Source organism: Sphingomonas sp. PEI4 (assembly GCF_056679955.1).
In genome coordinates, this window is sequence record NZ_JBWXPI010000002.1 from 186,247 (window position 1) to 205,997 (window position 19,751).

A 19,751-nucleotide genomic window follows, 5' to 3' on the forward strand; every position below is an offset into this window, starting at 1 on the left:
GATTGCCGGTAGTTTACCCTTTAGAACTCTTCAGCCATGGTATGGGTTCTGAGCGAGAGCCGTATCTGGCATTCAGCGGTCCAGCATCTCTCGAACCTTCGCGGTCAGTGCAACAACACCGAACGGCTTCGTGACGACCTCCATGCGCGCGTGAGATGACCGTTGCTGTAGCTCATAATCCACGCTGTGTCCGCAGCACTGGTCAAGAAGAGTGAGCGTGGCGAGAAGACCGCAGATTATGCGGCTTGCGCCACTGGCTCTACGGTTCGCGCAGGCCAGTTCCAGGGCATGAGCTCGTCCCATCGCGCCGCTGGCCAATCAGCTGCGATCTTCCCAGTGTCGGCGATGTAGGCCTGCGGGTCGACGCCGTTGGCCTTGCAGGTCTGGATGACGGTGTAGATCGCCGCGGCGCGCTCGCCGCCCGTTTTCGAACCAGCGAACAGCCAGTTGCGTCGTCCGACGGCAACACCGCGCAGCGCACGTTCGGCGATATTGTTGTCGATCTCCAGGCGCCCGTCATCGAGGAAGCGACACAGCGCGAGCCATCGCTTCGTGCCATAGGCAATAGCCTTGGCCATGTCGGACTTTGGCGACAGGCGGCGCAGTGCTGCGTCCAGTGTCTCGCCCAAGGCATCGACCAGCGGCTTCGTCTGGCTCTTCCGCGCCGCCAGCCGCACGTCGGGCGGCCTGCCGCGGACCTTGGCTTCTATGCCGTACAAGGCACCGATGCGTTCAAGAATGTCGGTGGTCAGCGGCGTGGCAACCCGCTTGTGGAGGTCGAATACCTTGCGCCAGCACGCGACTTCTGTGACGCCGCTTCGATTGAGCGCGTCTTAACCGGCATAGGCGTCAGCCTGGAAGAAGCCTCGAAATCCGGCGAGATGGGCTTGCGGATGTGCACCGGTGCGGTCGGTCGTGAAGCGATACCATGTTGCAGGCGGGGTCGTGTTTCCCGAGGCGCGGTCATCGACCGCATAGACCCATAGCCGCCCGGTCGCGGTGCGTCCGCGCCCCGGGTCGAGCACGGGAACTGGCGTGTCGTCGGCATGGATCTTGTCGCCTTTCAGCACTTTATCGCGGATACGGCTGACGATGGGGTCCAGCAGCGCGGCTGCCTGACCAACCCAGCCCGCCAGCGTCGAGCGGTCGCTGTCCAGGCCTTGGGCCGCCATCATCTCGGACTGCCGGTAAAGCGGTGGATGATGTTCGAACTTGGAGACGACGACATGTGCCAGCGTTGCAAATGTCGCCTTTCCGCGGGCGACCGCCTTCACCGGGGCAGCCGCCTGGACGATCTTTTCACAGGTCCGGCAGCTGTATTTCGGTCGGACGTTCCGCACCACGCGCCAGTGCACCGGCAGGACGTCGAGCATCTCATCGGCGTCTTGCCCGAGGCGGCGTAGCGCACCGCCGCAGTCCGGGCATGTGCAGGTGCCGGAGGCGGGTTCGTGAACGAGCTCCTTGCGTGGCAGGTGGTCGGGCAACGCACGGACTGGTGCCGGTCGCCCGGGCGTGTCTGACAAGGTCGCGCCCATCTCCGGGACTGCGCTCTCGGTTTCCAGTTCCTCGAGCGCGAGTTCGAGCTGGGCGATCTCGCGCGTCAGCCTCTCGGAGGATGCGCCGAACTGCATCCGCCGCAGCGCTCTCCTGAGCGCCCGCCCTTGCGGGCAGTCGAAGGGCGGGCGATCTGACCACGCAGTGTCTCGATGAGCAGGTCGCGAGCGGCAAGTGCTGCATTGGCCCGGGCGAGCGACGCCTCCAGCACGGCAATCCGCGCCTCGGCATCGGATGGGGCAAGAGGGGCTTGCGACACTGCGTTTTCATAGCAGTTCGCGCACTCTCACACGAGCAAAAATGGCGGAAAAGCTATGGTTTCAGCCTGCCAGTGTTAGTGACCATGTCCGCTCCGGGCGCGCCAGTCGATGCCCTCCAGAAGCATCGACACCTGCGCCGATGTCAGCGCCACTGTGCCGGTCGCGGTCACCGGCCAGACGAAACGCCCGCGGTCCATCCGCTTCGAAAACGGGCAGAGTCCCTGACCGTCGAACCACAGCAATTTGATCAGGTCGCCGCGCTTGCCACGGAACGCGAACAGCGCACCGGAATGTGGCTTTTCCCGAAGCACCTGCTGCACCAATACCGCCAGGCCATCGAAGCCCTTGCGCATGTCAGTGACGCCGCACGCCAGGAATATCCGCGTCGATGTCGGCTGCGGGATCATCGCGCCAGCACGCCGATCACGCGCGATAGCGCCTCGGCGTCGACCGAGCTGTCGACGCTCAGCCGCACACCCGAAGGCAGCTCGATGCCGATCTGCCCTGCCGCCCGAGCGTCCGCTGGCACCTCGACGGGCGGCGCCGGCAGCATCACGGACGGCTCGCTGACCCGGACTTCGGCAAATGCGGTCTGCGGCCGGGCTGGCACTCCGCTCAGTGCACCCGACATCGCCTGGCGCCGCGAGGTGTAGATCGCGCCGCTGCCGACCTCGTGACGCTCGACCGCCGCCCGGACCGACCCATCCGGCCCAAACGCGTCACGTAGGATTGCCAGCTTCTGCTCGACCGTCCAGCGGCGTCGACCAGATACCCGACCGACAATCTCGATACGACCGCTCATATCACCAGTCGTATGACTACTCGTTAAATCTGCGACTGGTTCGATAGTCTCGTCTGACATCACGGCCCCGTTCAAAGAGCCGCTATCAACCCGTCGAGCGCTCGCCTTGCAAGGCGGCCTTCAGACCGCGCTTACCAAGAAGAGATAAACATCGCCCCCGAAGCATGGTTCAACATACGGCTTGTCTCTGAATGAATTTGAATTTCGGGAGATTGTCCACTGCCTGCGAAAGTGCGCGACTGACCGAGTTCTCGCCGAGGAGGCTGGAATCGATGTGGAGGAGGTTCATACACAATGCCCTTGATGGATGTCGATGTCGCCGCGTTGTTCGAACTGCTAGATGATTGGCGCCATTGGTGGCAAGGAGATGCGGCACGGATGGCGCGCTTGAGCATCGTGAGCCACGCCTCATCTCATATCGGGCAGCCGGCCGCCGCGGCTGGATCGGGAGCGCCTACATTCGATCTGCCTACTATGGGATGAACATTGATGATCCAGCTTCACTATCTCGAACGCTCGCGAGCGATCCGCATCCTCTGGCTGCTGGACGAACTCGGCACGGACTTCGAACTGATACAGTATCAACGCGACGCGAACCACCGCGCGCCCGCGTCACTCAAGGCGGTGCACCCGCTCGGGAAGTCGCCGGTGATCGTTGATGGTGATCTCGTGCTGGCGGAATCGAGTGCCATCCTACGTTATATCGACGCTCGTTACGGCGGGAACCGCTTCTCGCCGCCGAGCGACAGCGATGCCGCTGCGGTCCACGACGAGTGGCTGGACTATGTCGAAGGGTCGGCTGCGTTCCCGATCATGCTGACGCTGATCGGCGGCATGACGGGCGGCCTTTCGGAGAAGATGGATGCCTTTGTCGCACCGGGGCGGGACGCGACGCTGCGGTATATCGCAGCCGGAGTGGGTAAGGGCCCCTTCCTCATGGGCGAGCAGCTGACATTGGCCGACATGCAGATGTTCTATCTGCTGCAGGTCGCGGATCGTGCCAAGCTCCTTGCCGACTATCCAGCGCTGACGACTTACCTGGCGCGGCTGACGGAGCAGCCTGGCCTCAAGCGGGCGATAGAACGCGCAGGGGAAACTGGGGCCTGAGCGTAGGTTCGCGTTTTTACTTTTCTCCGCAAAGTCACTGCAATTGCGTTAGCAAACAAACACGGCGCTATCGTCGATGGTGGCTGACCAGACCTCCAGATCTGGTAACCGACGATCAGTGCCGACATCGCATTGTGCAATCTCGTTGACGCGCCAGCCCGATAGTCGAAGGATCAGAGCGTGTTCATCGAACTTGTACTGGCGACGTTGATGGTATCGCTGACAGTGGCGATCCACGGCGCGGGGCTGCACGTCCTTGCCAAGCTGCTCCGGATAGAGGCCCGCGAGGAGGCACAGGAGCGCATAAGTGCCCTGTCATTGCGCGGCTTCACGATCACATTATTAGCCATCCTGGGCCTTTTTGCACTGCACGGGGTAGAAATCTGGACATATGCTTTCCTCTATATTTGGCTCGGAGCCGTCGAAGGATTGCGCGAGGCCGTCTACTTCTCGACCATTACATACGGAGCGATCGGGTACAGCGATGCCGTCATGGCGGAACGGTGGCGGCTGGTGTCGGCGATCGAGGGGATAAACGGTATCATCTTGCTCGGCTGGTCGACCGCCTTCTTCATCACCGTAGTTACCCGGTTGCGGCGAATCTGAGTGAGCCTGGCGACAGTGCGGCCTCACTTCAGCGGTAGTTTTGCGCCGCTGGCTATCAAGCCAATGACGCCTCGTGCGATGGCGGCGCCTTCCTGCGAGGTAAGGATTCTTACGGCAACATATCCCCTTCCCGGCGCGGTTTCATTGGGCCGTACCGTCGCCCAACCGAGGTCGTCGCAAATCGCTCCACGAACCGCGATGTCATGCTCGCCTATGCCGCCGGTGAAGACGATCATGTCCGCGCCGCCGAGGGATGCCATCATCGCCGCGATCTGCTTGCTGACGGAGCGGCAGAAGAGGCGGATGGCGAGGTCGGCGTTGGGGTTGGTCGGGGCGGCGGCGTGGAGGCTTCGGAGGTCGCCGGACAGGTCCGAGATGCCGAGCAAGCCGGAGTGGCGATCAACCAGATCTTCAAGCTGGGCCGCATCCATGCCGCGCTCGCGGAGCAGATAGAGCAGCAGCCCGGGATCGAGGTCGCCGGCGCGCGATGCCATGACGATGCCGCCCGACGGGGTGAGGCCCATGCTGGTGTCTACCGATCTGCCGCTACGCACCGCTGTCACGCTGGCGCCACTGCCGAGATGGGCGATGATCAGCCGTTCGGGTAGTGGGGTTTCGAGCTGATGCACGATCGACTGGCACGACAGGCCGTGGAAGCCGTAGCGACGGACACCGTCCGCGCGCAATGCCTTGGGAATCGGCAAGATCGCGGCCACGTCGGGCAAGCTAGCGTGGAAGCCGGTATCGAAGCAGGCGATCTGCGGGATATCGGGGTAGCGGGCTTGCGCCGCGTGGATGAGCGACAGCGCGGCCGGGGCGTGCAGCGGCGCGAACGCCGTCGCCCGCTCCAGCCGCGCGATCACGTCGGCGTCGATCAGGATTGGATCGAACAGGTCAGGACCGCCGTGGACGATCCGGTGTCCGATCGCATCGGGTCGTGCCGCCCCACCTGGCACGGCCTCAGCCAGAACGGCGTCGATCCGGTCGAACATGTCGTCCGGGACGGTACCCTCCACCTCCCCGGACGCGATCTCTCTGACCGCGCCCGTGTTCTCGCCTCCGCTCCCGCCGTAAAAGCCGAACTTGAGCGAGGACGACCCTTCATTGAGCGTAAGGACGCGGATCCCCTGCGTCCCGCTCATCGGCGCCATTGCCAGTCGCGCACCTCCGGCAGATCGTCGCCCTGTTCATAGACGTACAGCTTGTGCCGCTCGATCAAGCTCCAGTAGCGGGCGGTTTCGGCCGCGACTCTGTCGGCGAGCCTCGGGATGCGCTGGATCGCATCGAGCGCCAGCCGGTATCGATCGAGATCGTTGAGCACGACCATGTCGAACGGCGTCGTCGTCGTCCCCTCGTCCTTGTAGCCGCGGACGTGAATGTTCTGATGGTTGGTGCGGCGGTAGGTGAGCTTGTGGATCAGGGCGGGATAGCCATGAAACGCGAAGATCACCGGCTTGTCGGTGGTGAACAGCGCATCGAACGCGCGCTCGTCCATCCCGTGCGGATGCTCCGACTGCGGCTGTAGCACCATGAGGTCGACGACATTGACCACCCGGATGCGGATGTCGGGGACGTATTCGCGCAGCAGCATCACCGCAGCCATCGTCTCCAGCGTCGGCACGTCGCCTGCACACGCCATCACGACATCGGGTTCGCTCCCACCGTCATCCTCGGCGTCGCTCGCCCATTGCCAGATTCCCGCACCCGCGGTGCAGTGGCGCACCGCGTCGTCGATATCCAGCCACTGCGCCTCGGGCTGCTTTCCGGCGACGATCACGTTCACGTAATTGTGGCTGCGCAGGCAGTGATCGGCCACCGACAACAGGCAGTTCGCGTCTGGCGGCAGGTAGATCCGCACCACGTCTGCCTTCTTGCTGGCGACATGATCGAGGAAGCCGGGATCCTGGTGCGACAGGCCGTTATGGTCCTGCCGCCAAACGTGCGAGGTCAGCAGATAGTTGAGCGACGCGATCGGCCTGCGCCACGGGATCGCGCGCGTCACCTTCAGCCATTTGGCGTGCTGGTTGAACATCGAATCGACGATGTGGACGAAGGCTTCGTAGCAGGAGAACAGCCCGTGGCGGCCGGTGAGCAGGTAACCTTCGAGCCAGCCCTGACAGAGATGCTCGCTCAGCACCTCCATGACGCGACCGTCGCGGCTGAGGTCGGTGTCGTTCGGCTTTGTCTCGGCCATCCACGTCTTGCCCGTCACCTCATACACCGCCTGCAGGCGGTTCGATGCCGTCTCGTCCGGGCCGAACAGGCGGAAATTGGCGTTGTCGGCGTTGAACGCCATCACGTCACGCAGATAGCCGCCCAGCACGGCGGTCGCGGCCGCCTTCACCTCGCCCGGACCGGGCTGCGCCACGGCGTGATCGCGGAAATCGGGGAGCGACAGCGGCTTCATCAGTTCGCCGCCGTTGGCGTGCGGGTTCGATCCCATTCGCCGGTGACCGGTCGGTGCGAGCGAGGCGTAGTCTTCGCGGAATTTGCCGCTTTCGTCGAACAGCTCGGCCGGGCGATAGCTCAGCATCCATTGTTCGAGCTGGCGCAGATGTTCGGGATCCTTGAAGTCCGCGATCGGCACCTGATGCGAGCGCCATGTCCCCTCGACCGGTTTGCCGTCGACGAATTTGGGACCGGTCCAGCCCTTCGGCGTCTTCATCACGATCATCGGCCAGCGCGGACGCGCGGCCCCGTTCTCGTCGCCGTCGTTGCCGGATCTTGCTTCGACCTGAATCGCCTTGATCCTGTCGAGCACTGTATCGAGCGTCGCAGCAAGCAGCTGATGCACTTCGGCCGGATCATCGCCTTCGACGAAATGCGGCTCATAGCCATAGCCGTGCATGAGGTCGGTCAGCTCGCTCCGGCCGATCCGCGCGAGCACGGTCGGGTTGGCGATCTTGAAGCCGTTGAGATGCAGGATCGGCAGAACTGCGCCGTCGCGTGCCGGGTTCACGAACTTGTTGCTGTGCCAACTCGCCGCCAGCGCTCCGGTCTCAGCCTCGCCGTCGCCGACCACGCACGCGACGATCAGGTCGGGATTGTCGAACGCCGCGCCATACGCATGAGCGAGCGAATAGCCGAGCTCGCCGCCCTCGTGGATCGACCCGGGCGTTTCGGGCGCGACGTGGCTGGGGATGCCGCCGGGCCAGGAGAATTGCCGGAAGAGCCGGTCCATCCCGCCGCGGCTGCGCTCTACGCCGGGGTAACGCTCCGTATAGGAGCCCTCCAGATACGTGTTCGCGACCAGCCCGGGTCCGCCATGCCCAGGACCGATGATCGCGATCATATCGAGATCATGTGCGACGATCAGCCGATTGAGGTGGACGTAGAGCAGGTTGAGGCCGGGCGTGGTGCCCCAATGACCGAGCAGCCGGGACTTGACGTGCCCGATTGTGAGCGGCTCCTCGAGCAGCGGGTTGGCGCGTAAATAGATCTGCCCGACCGAGAGATAGTTGGCCGCGCGCCAATAGCCGTCCATCCGGCGCAGCATGTCCGCCGACAGGGGACCTTCGCCGGGCGCGGTCGTAACAGTCGGTTCGGCGCGCCTTGTCACAGCATCCGTCATGTCGAGGTAACTCCGAGATTGTCCAAGCGCCATGGCCGGCCTGGCTCCAATTTATAGCAGAAAATGCAGGCCGGTTGCGCCGTCTGACCTGCGCTCATCCTTTCAGAACGCCGCTTCGCCGACTTTATCCATCGGGTTCCACCGTTAAGGCGCGTCGTGCTCGCGAGAGACCTTGTCCAAGGCTGGTGGCGGTGCCTGCGCGCGTGGTTCGGTATGGAGGACAGCGCACCAGCTACGCCATCGCACCGAGAGTTGCACGGAAGCGCCCGAGCGCGACGGTGAAGAAGATCGCGCCAATCACGCCGATCTCGAGAAACTGCGGCCACACCACGTCGAAGCCGGCGCCGCGGTAGAGGATTGCCTGCGACATCTTCACGAAATGTGTGGTGGGCGCCGCCTGCATCACGATCCGCACGAACTCGGGCATGCTCTCCTGCGGGGTCATGCCGCCGGACAGCATCTGGAGCGGCAGCAGCACCAGCATCAGCAGCAGCCCGAACTGCGGCATCGAGCGTGCGATCGTGCCCATGAAGATGCCCATAGACGTGGTCGCAAACAGGTGAAGGGCCGCGCCCGCCAGGAACAGGCCGATCGAGCCCTCGATCGGGACCTTGAGCACGCCCTGCACCACTACCGACAGCGCGAATGCGCAAGCGACGAGCACGACCAGGCCCATCGACCAGACCTTGCTCGCCATGATCTCGAACGGGGTGACGGGCATCACCAGCAGATGCTCGATCGTGCCATGCTCGCGCTCACGGATCAGCGCGGCGCCGGTCAGCACGATCGACAGCATAGTGACGTTGTTGATGATCTCCATCACCGCGCCGAACCAGCTTTGCGCGAGCGTCGGGTTGAAACGCGCGCGCACATCGAGGTCGACCGGCGCCACGCTCGCCTTGCGGACATGGGCGACGAACTCGTTCACCTCGCCGTTTACGATCTGCTGGATATAACCTCCGCCGGTGAACGCCTGACTCATCCGCGTCGCGTCGATGTTGAGCTGGATAGTGGGCGTGCGGCCGGCGAGCAGATCACGCTGGAGATTCGGGGGGATATCGAGCGCGAAGGTATCTTGCCCATTGTCCATGCGCCGGTCGACCTCGGCTGAAGTCACGAGGCTCGGGCGCGTGAAGTGCGGCGGATAAAAAGCACTCGTGATGCGGTTCGAAAGCGGCGACTGGTCCTCGTCAACGATGGCGATCGGTGCCTTGTAAAGGGTCTCGGGCATGCCGGTCGCCGCGGTGTAGATGCCAAGCGAGAAGGCGTAGAGGATCAGCACCAGCATCATCGGATCGCGCAACAGGCTGCGCAGTTCCTTCACGCCGAGCCGGAAGACGTTGGACCCGCGCATCCTCAGCCCTCCTGTTTCTTGAGGAAGGTGGCAGAGATGGCGATCACCACCGGAAAGCTGATTGCCAGTGCGATCAGATCCGCTTGCAGATCGAAAAAGCCCAGCCCCTTTGAAAAGACGCCGCGGCTGATGGTCACGAAGTAGGTGGCGGGGAAGATGTGCCCAATCAACGCGCCAACACCCTCTAGCGAGGAGACCGGGTTGATAAGTCCTGAGAATTGCACGGCTGGCAGGATGGTGCCGATGGCCGTCGCGAAGAGGGCGGCGATCTGGCTGCGCATGAACACCGAGAAGAGCAGTCCGATCGCCGTCGAGCAGAGAGTATAGAACAGCGCTGCCAGCACGAAGGTCGGGAAACTGCCGGTCATCGGCACGCGGAACACGAACAACGCGAGCAGGGTCAGCGTCACGAAGTTGAACATGGCAAGCACGGCATAGGGAAGCTGTTTGCCGAGCAGGAACTCGATTCGCGTGACCGGCGTCACATACAGGTTCAGGATCGAACCCAGTTCCTTCTCGCGCACGACGCTCAGCGCCGTCAGCATTGCCGGAATCAGCAGCAGCAGGATCGGGATCACGGCGGGCGCGATCGCCACTAAGCTTTTCACGTCGGGATTGTAGCGGTAGCGCGTCTCGATGTTGACCAGGCCGGTCGCAGCGCGGGTCCCGAGTTCCTGCGCCGCCATCTCGATCAGCCACTGGGCATGCATCCCCTGAACATAGCCCTGCACAGTCTCTGCCCGGCTCGGCATGGCGCCGTCGATCCACATGCCGACCGACACGGCATCGCCCCGCCGGATATCGCGCGCGAAGCCCGGCGGGATCTCGATCGCGACGCTCAGCTCACCGCTGCGCATCCGCCGGTCCATGTCGGCATAGTCGGTGATCGACGGCCGTTCGGTGAAGTAGCGCGAGCCCGCAAGGTTCAGGACGTAGTTCTGGCTGGTGGTGCTGTTGTCCCGGTCGAGGACCGCGAACGGCAGATTCTCGACATCCATGCTGATGCCGTACCCCATGATGAACATCAGGATGACGCTGCCGAGCAGTGCCATTACCAGCCGGATCGGGTCGCGCCTGAGCTCCAGCGCTTCGCGCCGGCTGTAGCTTAACATGCGTCGCGGGCTGAAGACGCGCAGACGCGCTGCGGCACGCCCCGACGGTCCTGTGGCATCGCCGACGCCAGCCTGCGTCGCGGGAGTTGAAGAACGCTCGCCAGCAGGCCGATCCTCGCCGGAGGCTTCCTCCAGATAGGCGATAAAGGCCTCCTCGAGGCTTGCTGCACCGCGGGTCTCGACGATGGCCTTAGGCGTGTCGCTCACCAGCACCCGCCCGGCATGCATCAGCGAGATGCGGTCGCATCGGGCAGCCTCGTTCATGAAGTGGGTGGAGATGAAGATCGTTACCTGGTCCTTGCGCGAGAGGTCGATCATCATCTGCCAGAAATTGTCGCGCGCGATCGGATCGACGCCGGAGGTCGGCTCGTCGAGGATCAGCATTTCGGGCTTGTGGATCATCGCCACAGCGAGGCTCAGCCGCTGCCGTTGTCCCAGCGGCACGCTGTCCGGCAGCGCGTTCATGATCTCGGCCAGACCGAAGCGTTGGCTCATCTCCTGGACGCGAGACGGGATCTCGGCCGCGGACACGTGAAAGAGCTGGGCATGCAGCACGAGGTTCTGCCGCACCGTCAGCTCGGAATAGAGCGAGAATGCCTGGCTCATATAGCCGACGCGTCGGCGGGTATCGATATCGTCTGCTTCCACGGGGCGGCCGAACAGCCACGCCTCGCCCTCAGTCGCTGGAAGCAGCCCGGTCAGCATCTTCATCGTTGTCGATTTGCCGCAGCCGTTCGACCCCAGAAACCCGAAGATCTCGCCGCGCTCGATGCGAAAATCGACATGGTCGACGGCCGTAAAGTCGCCAAAGCGGCGGGTTAGGCCCTTAGCCTCGATCGCGACATTGTCCCCTGTGACGACGCGTGGCGGGATCTCTACCGGCTTGTGCCCGGCGCGCGCGGCTTCCGGCAACAGCGCAATGAACGCCTCCTCCAGCGTGAGCGTACCAGTGCGCTGGTAGAGTTCCTCGGCAGTGCCGGTCGCGAGAATTTTGCCGGCGTTCATCGCCACCAGCCAGTCGAACCGTGCCGCCTCGTCCATGTAGGCGGTCGCGACCAACACACTCATCGCCGGCCGGTCGGCGCGGATGCGGTCGATCAAGTCCCAAAACTGCGCCCGGGATAGCGGATCAACGCCGGTGGTGGGTTCATCAAGCAGCAACAGGTCGGGATCGTGGATTAGCGCGCAGCACAGGCCGAGCTTTTGCTTCATGCCGCCCGACAACTTGCCCGCCGGCCGATCCCGGAAAGACGCCAGCCCGGTGCTTTCGGTGAGGTCGGTGATCCGCCGCTGGCGCTCGGCGGCATCCTGGCCGAACAGCCTGCCGAAGAAATCGAGATTTTCGAACACCGAAAGGGTGGGATAAAGATTCTTGCCCAGGCCTTGCGGCATATAGGCGATCCGGGGACAGACCGCCTCACGGTGCCGCCGGTCGGCCATGTCGCCGCCCAGTACCTCGATCGTGCCGGCCTGGATCCGGTGTGCGCCCGCGACCAGCGAGAACAGGCTCGACTTGCCGACGCCGTCCGGCCCGATCAGCCCCGTCATCCGGCCGACCGGGAGCTCGAGGCTTACGCCGTCGAGCGCCAGCGTCTTGCTATAGCGGAGCACGACGTCAGCTACCCGCGCGGCCGGTCCGCCAGGCACGAGCGGGGCGGTACTCATTGTGTGACCTTGACCTTGAGATTGTCTGGCCACGGTGCGTTCGCGTCGATCCGGATATATGCCAGGCCGGGGAGCCCGGTCTTCACCTGCCTGATGTGCCGCTGGAGCAGGGCGGGGTCGATCCTGGCTTTCACCCGGAACATCAGCTTCTGGCGCTCGCTCTCGGTTTCCACCGTCTTGGGCGTGAACTGCGCGACGTCCGCCACGAACGAGACCTTGGCCGGAATCACGAAATCCGACGCAGCGTCGAGGACGATACGGACATCCGATCCAAGGCCAACGCGGCCCGCTACCGTCTCGGGCAAGAAGAAGGTCATTGAGACATCGGACAGGTTCACGAGGTTCAGCACCTTGCCGCCACCCGCCACGACCTCACCCGGCTGGACGACGCGGTACTGGACGCGGCCCGCCACCGGCGCACGCAACGAGTTGTCGGCAAGATCGGCATCCAGCCGCTGGATCGTGGCGCGCACCGCGTCGACGTTGGCGCGGGCGCCGATCACCTGGCTGCGAGCGGTTTTCACCGCCGTGCTGGCGGCGGCAAGCTGCGCGCGCGCGGCGCCAACCGTCGCGCGGGCACTCTCCACCTGCGCCTCGTCGTCGTCGCGCTCCTGCACCGGGGTCGCGCCCTCGCGCGCCAGCGTTTCGGACCGCTGTAGGCGTTTCTGTGCTGCGTTAAGTTCGGCCAGCCGCTGCTGGACGACCGCCGCGGCCGCGGCGCGGTCGCTTTCGCGTTGCGCAATGGTGTTACTGGCGATGTCGATGCCGTTGGCGGCTTGGGCGAGTTGGGCCACTGCCTGCGCGCGCTCGGCACGGAGCGGTGCGACGTCCATATGGGCAACGACCTGACCCGCCTTCACGAAATCGCCCTCCCCCACCAGGATGTCCGCAATCCGTCCCGGCGACTTGGCCGATACGTCCACCTCCACGGCCTCGATGCGGCCATTGCCGCTGACGATGCCCTCGGGAAGGCCCTTCGGCTTCAACAAGCGCCAGCCAATAAAGGCTACGACCGCGATCGCCACGATCACCGCAATGCGGAATAGCCATTTCTTCGTCATGTCGGTCATCGTGCCTGTCCGCCCTCGGGCTCGGGAGTCACATCCTGGGGAAAACCACCGCCGAGCGCGGCGTAGAGGCTGATGCCGCTCGCGATATAGCCGCGTCTGAGCTGTACCAATGCCTGTTGGGTCACAAACAGGTCGCGCTGCGCGTCGAGCACCTCGAGATAGGCCGACCGGCCGCTGGTGTAGCGCAGGTCTGCGAGCCTTGCCCGCTCGGTCAATGCGGCCAGCGTGTGGCTGGTTGTCGCGATCTGGGCCTTCTGCCAACGACGCTGGGCCAGCGCATCGCCAACGTCGCGAAACGCCGTCTGTATCGTCTGCTCGTACTCGGCAACTGCGATGTTGCGCCGTGCCTCGGCAAGGTCGAGGTTCGCGCGATTACGTCCTGCATTGAAGATCGGCAGCGAAAGCGTCGGCTGGAAGCTCCACGCACCTTGTCCACCGTCGAACAAGCGGCTCAGCGCGCTGCTGGCGGTGCCGCCCGCCGCGGTCAGGCTGATATTCGGGAAGAAGGCGGCGCGCGCCGCTCCGATGTCGGCGTGGGCGGCAACTAGCTGATGCTCCGAGGCCAGAATATCCGGCCGGTTGATCAGCAGATCGGAGGGCAGCCCGGCAGGGATCGCGCGGTCGGCGTCGGCCTCGGCAAGGGTGAGCGTGCCCGATCCCAACGTCATCGAACGCCCCACCAGCAGGGTGATGGCATTGAGGCTCTGCTCGCGCTGCTGTTGCAGCGCCTGCTCTTCGGTCTCGGCCTGCGTCAGCAGCGCCTCGCTTTGCGTCATGTCGAGCTTCGAGCCGGAGCCGACCTCGTAACGGCGCCGAGCGATGCGGAAAGATTCCTTCCGGCTGGCGATCGTCTGGTGGGCCAGCGCGGTCCGCTCGTCCAACTCGCGGACCGCGAGATAGCTGATCGCTACCTGCGCGACGAGACTGGTCGCAACCGCCCGCTGCGCTTCGCGCGTGGCCAGGAAGCTCTGGCGCGCGGCCTCCTTCATGTTACGCAGCCGCCCCCAGAAGTCGATTTCCCAGGCAGCGCTCAGTGCGACCTGATATTGTCCGGCCTCGCTGGGGCGGCCGGTGATGCTCAGGTCGCCCGGCGTGCGGGCATAGGTGCCTGTCGCAACGCCGTCGAGAGTGGGATAGAGCTGCGATCCCTGGATCCGGTAGGCGGCCCGCGCTGCTTCGATGCGGGCGGTGGCGACGCGCAGATCGCGATTGTCGGCGAGCGCCTGCTCGATGAGCGCGACGAGCTGGGGATCGACCGCGAAGACCTCACGCCAGCCAAGACGGATGATCGGAGGCGAGACGTTTGCGGTGCCGGGATAAGCGGCGGCGATGGGTGCGGGCGGCCGCTGGTATGCTGGTGCAAAGGAGCAGCCCGCCAGCAGAGATACGCCGAGCATCCCCAGCATCCGCCGCTTTCCGGGGCGCGACGTCGCGCAGAACTGGCGATAGTGCGGATACATACTGCTCATCGGACAACCTCCGACGCTGACGGTCTCATGCGCGGGATATGAAGATCGCGTGAGCAACTGCCGCCCTCCTTACCGTACAAGGGCAATACCCACCCGCACGCGTGTCATGCGGCGGTCGTAATCGAGCAGGTTCTCGCCGTAGCCGGTAAAGGCCTGGCCAAAAAGATAAGCGTTCAGGTCGCTGCCGACGATCCGGTCGACGGGGTAGGAGAGATTGCCGTCAAGTGACCCCTTGCCGGTACCAAAGTTCGTCCGGCCCCCAACACTGAGCTTCAGGCCTTCTTCCTCGCCGATCTGCGCGAAAAACCCGCTGTTCCCGCGATAGCGCTTGACGTCGGGATTGTCGCTCAGGCTACCCGCATACACCCAGAAACGCGGGCCTGCGGTCAGCGAATAGCGCCCGAGCGGCACCGTCAGCTGCGGCTGCACGTAGACCGTGTTCAGGCTGCGCGACCCATCGCCCGAGCGGCCGTTCGATTCGTGCCGAAAGCCCGCTTGGCCGCCCAGCACGATATTGCCGTTGAGTGGCACGGTCGGCGCCAGGTAGAACAGCTCGGGCATGAAATCGATGTTACGGAAGGGAGAGGACCCGGCGCCCAGATCCCAGAACATGCGCTGGGTGTAGGCGAAGTAGATGCCCTGAGCCCAGGACGTGCGTCCGGCGGTCCCCGCCGGTGCACCGAACACCTGGTATTTGAAGCTGATCTGGAGCCGCGCATCGCTGTCGGTCCCAGGGCCGTAAACCGCATAGAGGGGCTCATAAGCCGACAGGTTGGCAAGGAATTGGTTGGAGCCGGCTACCGTCGGTGCAGCGGTCGCCATAACACGAGCAGGATCAGTAGCAGCAACCTCGGTCGGCTCAGCCGCTGCGAGCGTGGGTCGATCCTCGATCATGGTGATCCGCCGAGCACCCCACCCCGGCACTTCCAACAGCGCGCCCGCGAGCGGAGCTGGGCCACCGGGCACCTCCAGCCGGTAGCGGGCGGTGCCAAAACCCCCTGCGGCGATCGTCAAGGACGCGGCCGATCCAGGCGCGCGCTCGGCCCGCAACGAAAGGTCTCCACTCGGCCGAGAGAGTCTAGCCGTTACTGCATCCGGCAGATCCACGGGCTCATTCTGATTGCTCGTATTGAACACGAGCAGCTCAATCAGGAGATCGCGGCGATCCCCCACCGACGTGACCGCGCTGATCACCACCTCCGGTGCCGCGGATGCGGCAGGCGCGGGATTGGCGAGGATCAGGAGGGAAACGAAAATCAAGGGCATGGGCGCGGAAGCTCACCAGAAAACACCGGAAAGCTTGCGCGCCTCACGTGCAAGCTTATCCTTGGTTATGATACTGTAGGTCTCGGTTAGCATAGGCGGATGCTGCATTGCAACAAGGGACGCAAGCGGTCATCCATCGCAGCGCGGTGGTCCGCACGCGAAGTGCGAGCAGGTGTGTGCTCACTCGAAATTCCCGGCTGGTGGGTTACCGACGGACAGCCGCGCCTGCCGGCACTCCCAGCATCAGTCGTTATCGGTCGGTTACACGGTCATAAGGGTGAAGGAGGGGCATCGCGAAGATGCGCCATTTCGACTACGAACACCCAGGCCCGATCGGCCAGCTCGCGTCGTCGTTCCGGAACCCGCGCATAAAGGGCACCACTCAGCATCGACGCCAGCAGGAGTACGTCGGACGGCAGGAGGTCGCTACGGCACGTGCCATTCGCCACCGCCTGCTCAACCGGCTTTTCGAAGACGCGCACGAAACGCCACAACACTGTCAGGAACTCCGGACTGTCGTGATCGATCGCCTGCCAGTATTCGATCAACGGGGCATGGAAGATGATGCGATCTGCTATGAAGCGTAGCAGGCGAGCCAAGGCGACCACATCACCCTCCAGGCGCGCCGCCTCGCTTTCGATCTCGTCCAGACCGCGATCGAGCAGCGCCATGATGAGGGACCGCCGGTCAACGAAGTTGCGGAACAGCGTTGCGCGGCCCACCCCGGCACGCTCAGCAATTGCGTCCAACGGCGCATTGATACCCAGCTCGAGGAAAACCGCTTCGCCGGCCTCGAGGAGCTTGGCGCGGTTCTGGACGGCATCTAGGCGGCGTTGGGGCATGGCATGCAAAACCGCAGAATGACCCTGGTGTCAAATGGGGGCGCCCGGCGTCAAGCTTCCGAGCCGCTTCCGAACAGCCATTCGAGGTGTCCACGATGTAATGAAGTGGTCCTGCCTGCGTTGGGCGTCCGCTCGAATACGTTGGTGACATTCTCCAGCGCTGTGCTGGTGGCGCTGCGCCCGCCGCCGAGCGACCACACCGCAGTTTTCTATACCTCGCCTGTGCTGCGTAAGGCCAATGCTTAGTGGCCGCGTGCCGCCGGTTTCCGTCGCGGTAGCATGCCCTCGCCCCGTGCGCTAACCGGAGGGCTAGCCGCGCAGGCGGTGCCGTCGCGGGTTGCCCGCGACAGCGGAGCGGGACCGGTTGGCGACCCAGGGATAACGCTGGGCCATCTCCTCGTCATAACCCAGATTGAAGACGGTTACGCTCTTCTTCGGGCGCTTGGCGCGGCTGTAGAGCGTGCCGAACAGGCGGTCCCAGACGAAGTTGGTGATGCCAAAATTGCCGTGCTCGTCGTGAAAGTGATGCTCCATATGGCGTTTCTTCAACGTCGCCAGCCAGCGGTTGCGGGGTTTCCAGCCAAGATGCTGTACGCAGTGCGCAAACTCGTAAAAGCAGGTGCACAGCAGCCCCGTCGCGAACCCCGCCAAGGCTCCACCCGTCCCGCCGATCAGCCATCCCGGCAGCGCCGCCACCACCAGCAGAGTCGGCAGCGTCGTATGGAGGGCCCCGAACAGGATCTCCAACCGGTCCGGATCGATGTGATGGTCGTAATGGATGCGTTTCCACATGCCGGCCAGGACGGGCACTTTGAACATCCAGCGGCTGTGCAGTACCCAGCGATGCAATACGTACCAGACGAGCGGGTACGCGACCATGACAAGGAGGGCGCTCGCAAGCGTCGGTGCAAGTGGGGCTGGCCAGCGGGCCGAAGCGACTAAGCTGAGCCCCGCCAGCGCCAGATAGACGACAACGGCGTAGTGCGAGAAATAGGCCACCACCAGCTCGCGCAGGCCCATGCGGCCGAGATGATGGGTGCGTTCCCAGAACCGTGGAGCATTCGACAGCTGCGTCATTCGCCTTCTTTCGTCCTGTTCAACGGCTGCGTGCCTGCCACAACCTCCGCCAGAACGGTTTGATCACCGTCAAAGAGTGGGTTTCAGCTGAACCGGCCGGATGATGCCGAACGTGCCTGCACAAGCCCCTACACGCCTCAGCGCTGCGTCAACATCCGCGACACCCCTTTGCGCAGCGGCGACATGTGTCCCGCCGCCCGCAACAAGACCGGTCTTGCGAGACGCGCCGGCAGATCGTCGTCGGTATATGCCCGCACGATAAATCCCGTCGTGGCGAACAGGGGGGCTGCGGCCAGCCGGTGCCCGGCCTCATAGCGAAGCAGGAGCGAGGGTGCGCCGATGTCGCGACCTTGCGCAGCTGCGCGTGCAACCAGGCCGGCGAGCGAGACGGCGCTGCGCAACCCCAGGTTGAAGCCGAGTGCGGTCACCGGATGCATGCCCACGGCCGCATCGCCGATCAATGCCGCGCGAGTGGCCGCGAAATGCTCGCTCCATGTCGTGGCAAGCGGATAGACATGAGGTCGGCCCATCATCCGCATCGTGCCCAATCGCTCACCGGACCGCCGCGTCAGCTCGTCGGAGAGAGCAGCGGGACTGCGCGCCGCCAGCCGCGCGATCATATCCTCGGCCAACGTCAGGACAACAGACGATCGTCGCCCCGTCAGAGGGAGGAGCGCGATCGTCTGGCCGTGCCCGAACCACTCGGTGGCGACGCCGTGATGGTCGCGATCATGCTCGACCTCGGCCAGCAGCATCGATCGACCCACCCGGTTCACCCGCGCCGCGATCCCCAGCCGCGCTCGAACGTCGGAAAAGCGGGAGTCGGCAGCCACCAACAAGCGCCCCCGCAGGATGCGGCCATCCTCGAGCGTCACCGACGCGCCTGCCCGCGCGGTGGAGATGGCGGCCATGCCCGTGTCCGCGAAAACCGTCAGTCCCACCTGCCCGGCTGTCGCAGCAAACAACGCGCGCCGGATATGGTGGTTTGCGACGAGCTTACCCAAATGGTCTTCGCGCAATCCTTCGGTGCCGAAGGGAAGCTCGAACGACGACGTGCCGTCGAGTACCGACGCGCTGCGCAGCGTCGATACAGCTGCGGGCGTGATCAATTCCCATGCGCCCAATGCGCGCAAGGTCTCGATCGACCGGTGCGTCAGGGCGATCTCACGGCCGTCGCAGCCCGGGTCGGCAAGTGCCGTTAGCGACTGCCGTTCGATCAGCGCAACGCTGAGGCTGGTGTCTGCCAAGCCCCTCACAAGGGCCAGTCCTGCGGGTCCGGCACCCACCACGATCACATCATATTCCATCAGGCGTTCATAGGCGCCACAAACGCGAGCGCTTTGACGGCGGTCAATGCCCGACGGCCGATGTTGCTGCACATCGTCGTTCTTGCGCTGTGGGCACTGAACGTAAGACAAGGAGCAGGCGAGGATGAACCTTCAATGGTCTGGCGGTACAGTCGTGCCGCTCACGAGCCAGTCGAACGAAATACCGGAAGACGATATCCTGCGTCTCGTCGACGATCATCGTCATCTCGGCGAGCTATGCGATCTACTCGAATGCTGTGCTGACGAATTACCGACGCTTCCCCCCGCCCCGGTGGTGGAGAAGATATGCGACGCCCTGGCGGGACTCTACGATCAAGGCGGCGTCACCGCGTCCCCTTATCCCGACGTCACATCGTTATATGATGCGGCGGACCCGCTGGCGGCCGTGCTGATCGAACACGTCCGCGCCCGCCACCTTGCCGATGCCACCCACGCTGAGGATCTGGTGGACGCGTTGCGCGGTAGCCTGAACATGGCGGAGCGACTGTCGCCCAACATGCTGGGCTATATGCTGCGTTGCTTCTTCGATGGCTGCCGACAGGCAATGGACTGCGAGGAACTTGCGATTCTGGCGTTGGCCCGTCACCGGCTAACGCAGGCAGCCCGATCGGTGCTGATCGACAGCCTGCGCGGGCGCGCAAGCCGTAGGCGCTTCGTGTCGACATGAC

General features: G+C 64.2%; 14 protein-coding genes and 2 pseudogenes. 3 read left to right on the forward strand and 13 right to left on the reverse strand.

Annotated features, from left to right (window positions below; translation table 11 throughout):
* Window positions 1-236: 236 nt before the first annotated feature.
* From tnpC to AC1MLZ_RS19985, 3 genes and pseudogenes are all read right to left on the reverse strand, one after another.
* Window positions 237-1,813: pseudogene (gene tnpC / locus AC1MLZ_RS19975) on the reverse strand (IS66 family transposase).
* Window positions 1,814-1,874: 61 nt separating this feature from the next.
* A pseudogene (gene tnpB, locus AC1MLZ_RS19980) lies at window positions 1,875-2,221 on the reverse strand (IS66 family insertion sequence element accessory protein TnpB).
* A complete protein-coding gene (locus tag AC1MLZ_RS19985) occupies window positions 2,218-2,616 on the reverse strand; it encodes a transposase (RefSeq protein ID WP_480961737.1) in 399 nt (132 codons plus the stop codon). Before AC1MLZ_RS19985 ends, tnpB begins: the two are co-directional and overlap by 4 nt.
* A 489-nt stretch (window positions 2,617-3,105) precedes the next feature.
* On the opposite strand from AC1MLZ_RS19985, the gene AC1MLZ_RS19990 reads away from it, so the two are divergent.
* Window positions 3,106-3,723 (forward strand): glutathione S-transferase family protein, encoded by a 618-nt coding sequence (locus tag AC1MLZ_RS19990; protein ID WP_480961738.1) that lies wholly within the window; start codon window positions 3,106-3,108, stop codon window positions 3,721-3,723.
* A gap of 180 nt (window positions 3,724-3,903) precedes the next feature.
* Window positions 3,904-4,329: an ion channel gene (locus AC1MLZ_RS19995; RefSeq protein ID WP_480961739.1), complete on the forward strand. Its 426-nt coding sequence runs from the start codon at window positions 3,904-3,906 to the stop codon at window positions 4,327-4,329.
* Between the two features lie 23 nt (window positions 4,330-4,352).
* Here the strand turns inward: AC1MLZ_RS19995 and AC1MLZ_RS20000 are convergent, their stop codons facing one another.
* The 10 genes from AC1MLZ_RS20000 to ubiM all read right to left on the reverse strand — a co-directional run bounded on the left by AC1MLZ_RS20000 (window position 4,353) and on the right by ubiM (window position 19,062).
* Window positions 4,353-5,480, reverse strand: a complete 1,128-nt coding sequence (locus AC1MLZ_RS20000; RefSeq protein ID WP_480961740.1) for an acetate/propionate family kinase — start codon at window positions 5,478-5,480, stop codon at window positions 4,353-4,355.
* On the reverse strand, window positions 5,468-7,825 hold the full coding sequence (locus AC1MLZ_RS20005) for a phosphoketolase family protein (protein WP_480961926.1): 2,358 nt from the start codon (window positions 7,823-7,825) through the stop codon (window positions 5,468-5,470). The genes AC1MLZ_RS20000 and AC1MLZ_RS20005 overlap by 13 nt, the downstream gene beginning before the upstream one ends.
* A gap of 307 nt (window positions 7,826-8,132) precedes the next feature.
* Window positions 8,133-9,254, reverse strand: a complete 1,122-nt coding sequence (locus AC1MLZ_RS20010) for an ABC transporter permease (protein ID WP_480961741.1) — start codon at window positions 9,252-9,254, stop codon at window positions 8,133-8,135.
* Window positions 9,255-9,256: 2 nt separating this feature from the next.
* A complete protein-coding gene (gene rbbA / locus AC1MLZ_RS20015; protein WP_480961742.1) occupies window positions 9,257-12,031 on the reverse strand; it encodes a ribosome-associated ATPase/putative transporter RbbA in 2,775 nt (924 codons plus the stop codon).
* Window positions 12,028-13,101, reverse strand: a complete 1,074-nt coding sequence (locus tag AC1MLZ_RS20020) for an HlyD family secretion protein (protein WP_480961743.1) — start codon at window positions 13,099-13,101, stop codon at window positions 12,028-12,030. The genes rbbA and AC1MLZ_RS20020 overlap by 4 nt, the downstream gene beginning before the upstream one ends.
* Window positions 13,098-14,561 carry an efflux transporter outer membrane subunit gene (locus AC1MLZ_RS20025; protein WP_480961744.1) on the reverse strand — a complete coding sequence of 488 codons (1,464 nt, stop codon included), beginning with the start codon at window positions 14,559-14,561 and terminating at the stop codon, window positions 13,098-13,100. Before AC1MLZ_RS20025 ends, AC1MLZ_RS20020 begins: the two co-directional genes overlap by 4 nt.
* Window positions 14,562-14,639: 78 nt before the next feature.
* Entirely contained in the window at window positions 14,640-15,836 is a 1,197-nt protein-coding gene (locus AC1MLZ_RS20030; protein ID WP_480961745.1) for a phospholipase A, read from the reverse strand.
* A 269-nt stretch (window positions 15,837-16,105) separates the two neighbouring features.
* Window positions 16,106-16,678: a TetR/AcrR family transcriptional regulator gene (locus tag AC1MLZ_RS20035; protein WP_480961746.1), complete on the reverse strand. Its 573-nt coding sequence runs from the start codon at window positions 16,676-16,678 to the stop codon at window positions 16,106-16,108.
* A gap of 309 nt (window positions 16,679-16,987) precedes the next feature.
* A complete protein-coding gene (locus AC1MLZ_RS20040) occupies window positions 16,988-17,755 on the reverse strand; it encodes a sterol desaturase family protein (RefSeq protein ID WP_480961747.1) in 768 nt (255 codons plus the stop codon).
* Window positions 17,756-17,892: 137 nt separating this feature from the next.
* The gene (ubiM, locus tag AC1MLZ_RS20045; RefSeq protein WP_480961748.1) at window positions 17,893-19,062 is read right to left on the reverse strand and encodes a 5-demethoxyubiquinol-8 5-hydroxylase UbiM; all 1,170 of its coding nucleotides are present in this window, start codon (window positions 19,060-19,062) and stop codon (window positions 17,893-17,895) included.
* Window positions 19,063-19,186: 124 nt separating this feature from the next.
* Between ubiM and AC1MLZ_RS20050 the strand changes: the two genes are divergently transcribed.
* A complete protein-coding gene (locus AC1MLZ_RS20050; RefSeq protein WP_480961749.1) occupies window positions 19,187-19,750 on the forward strand; it encodes a hypothetical protein in 564 nt (187 codons plus the stop codon).
* The last annotated feature ends 1 nt before the right edge of the window (window position 19,751 follow it).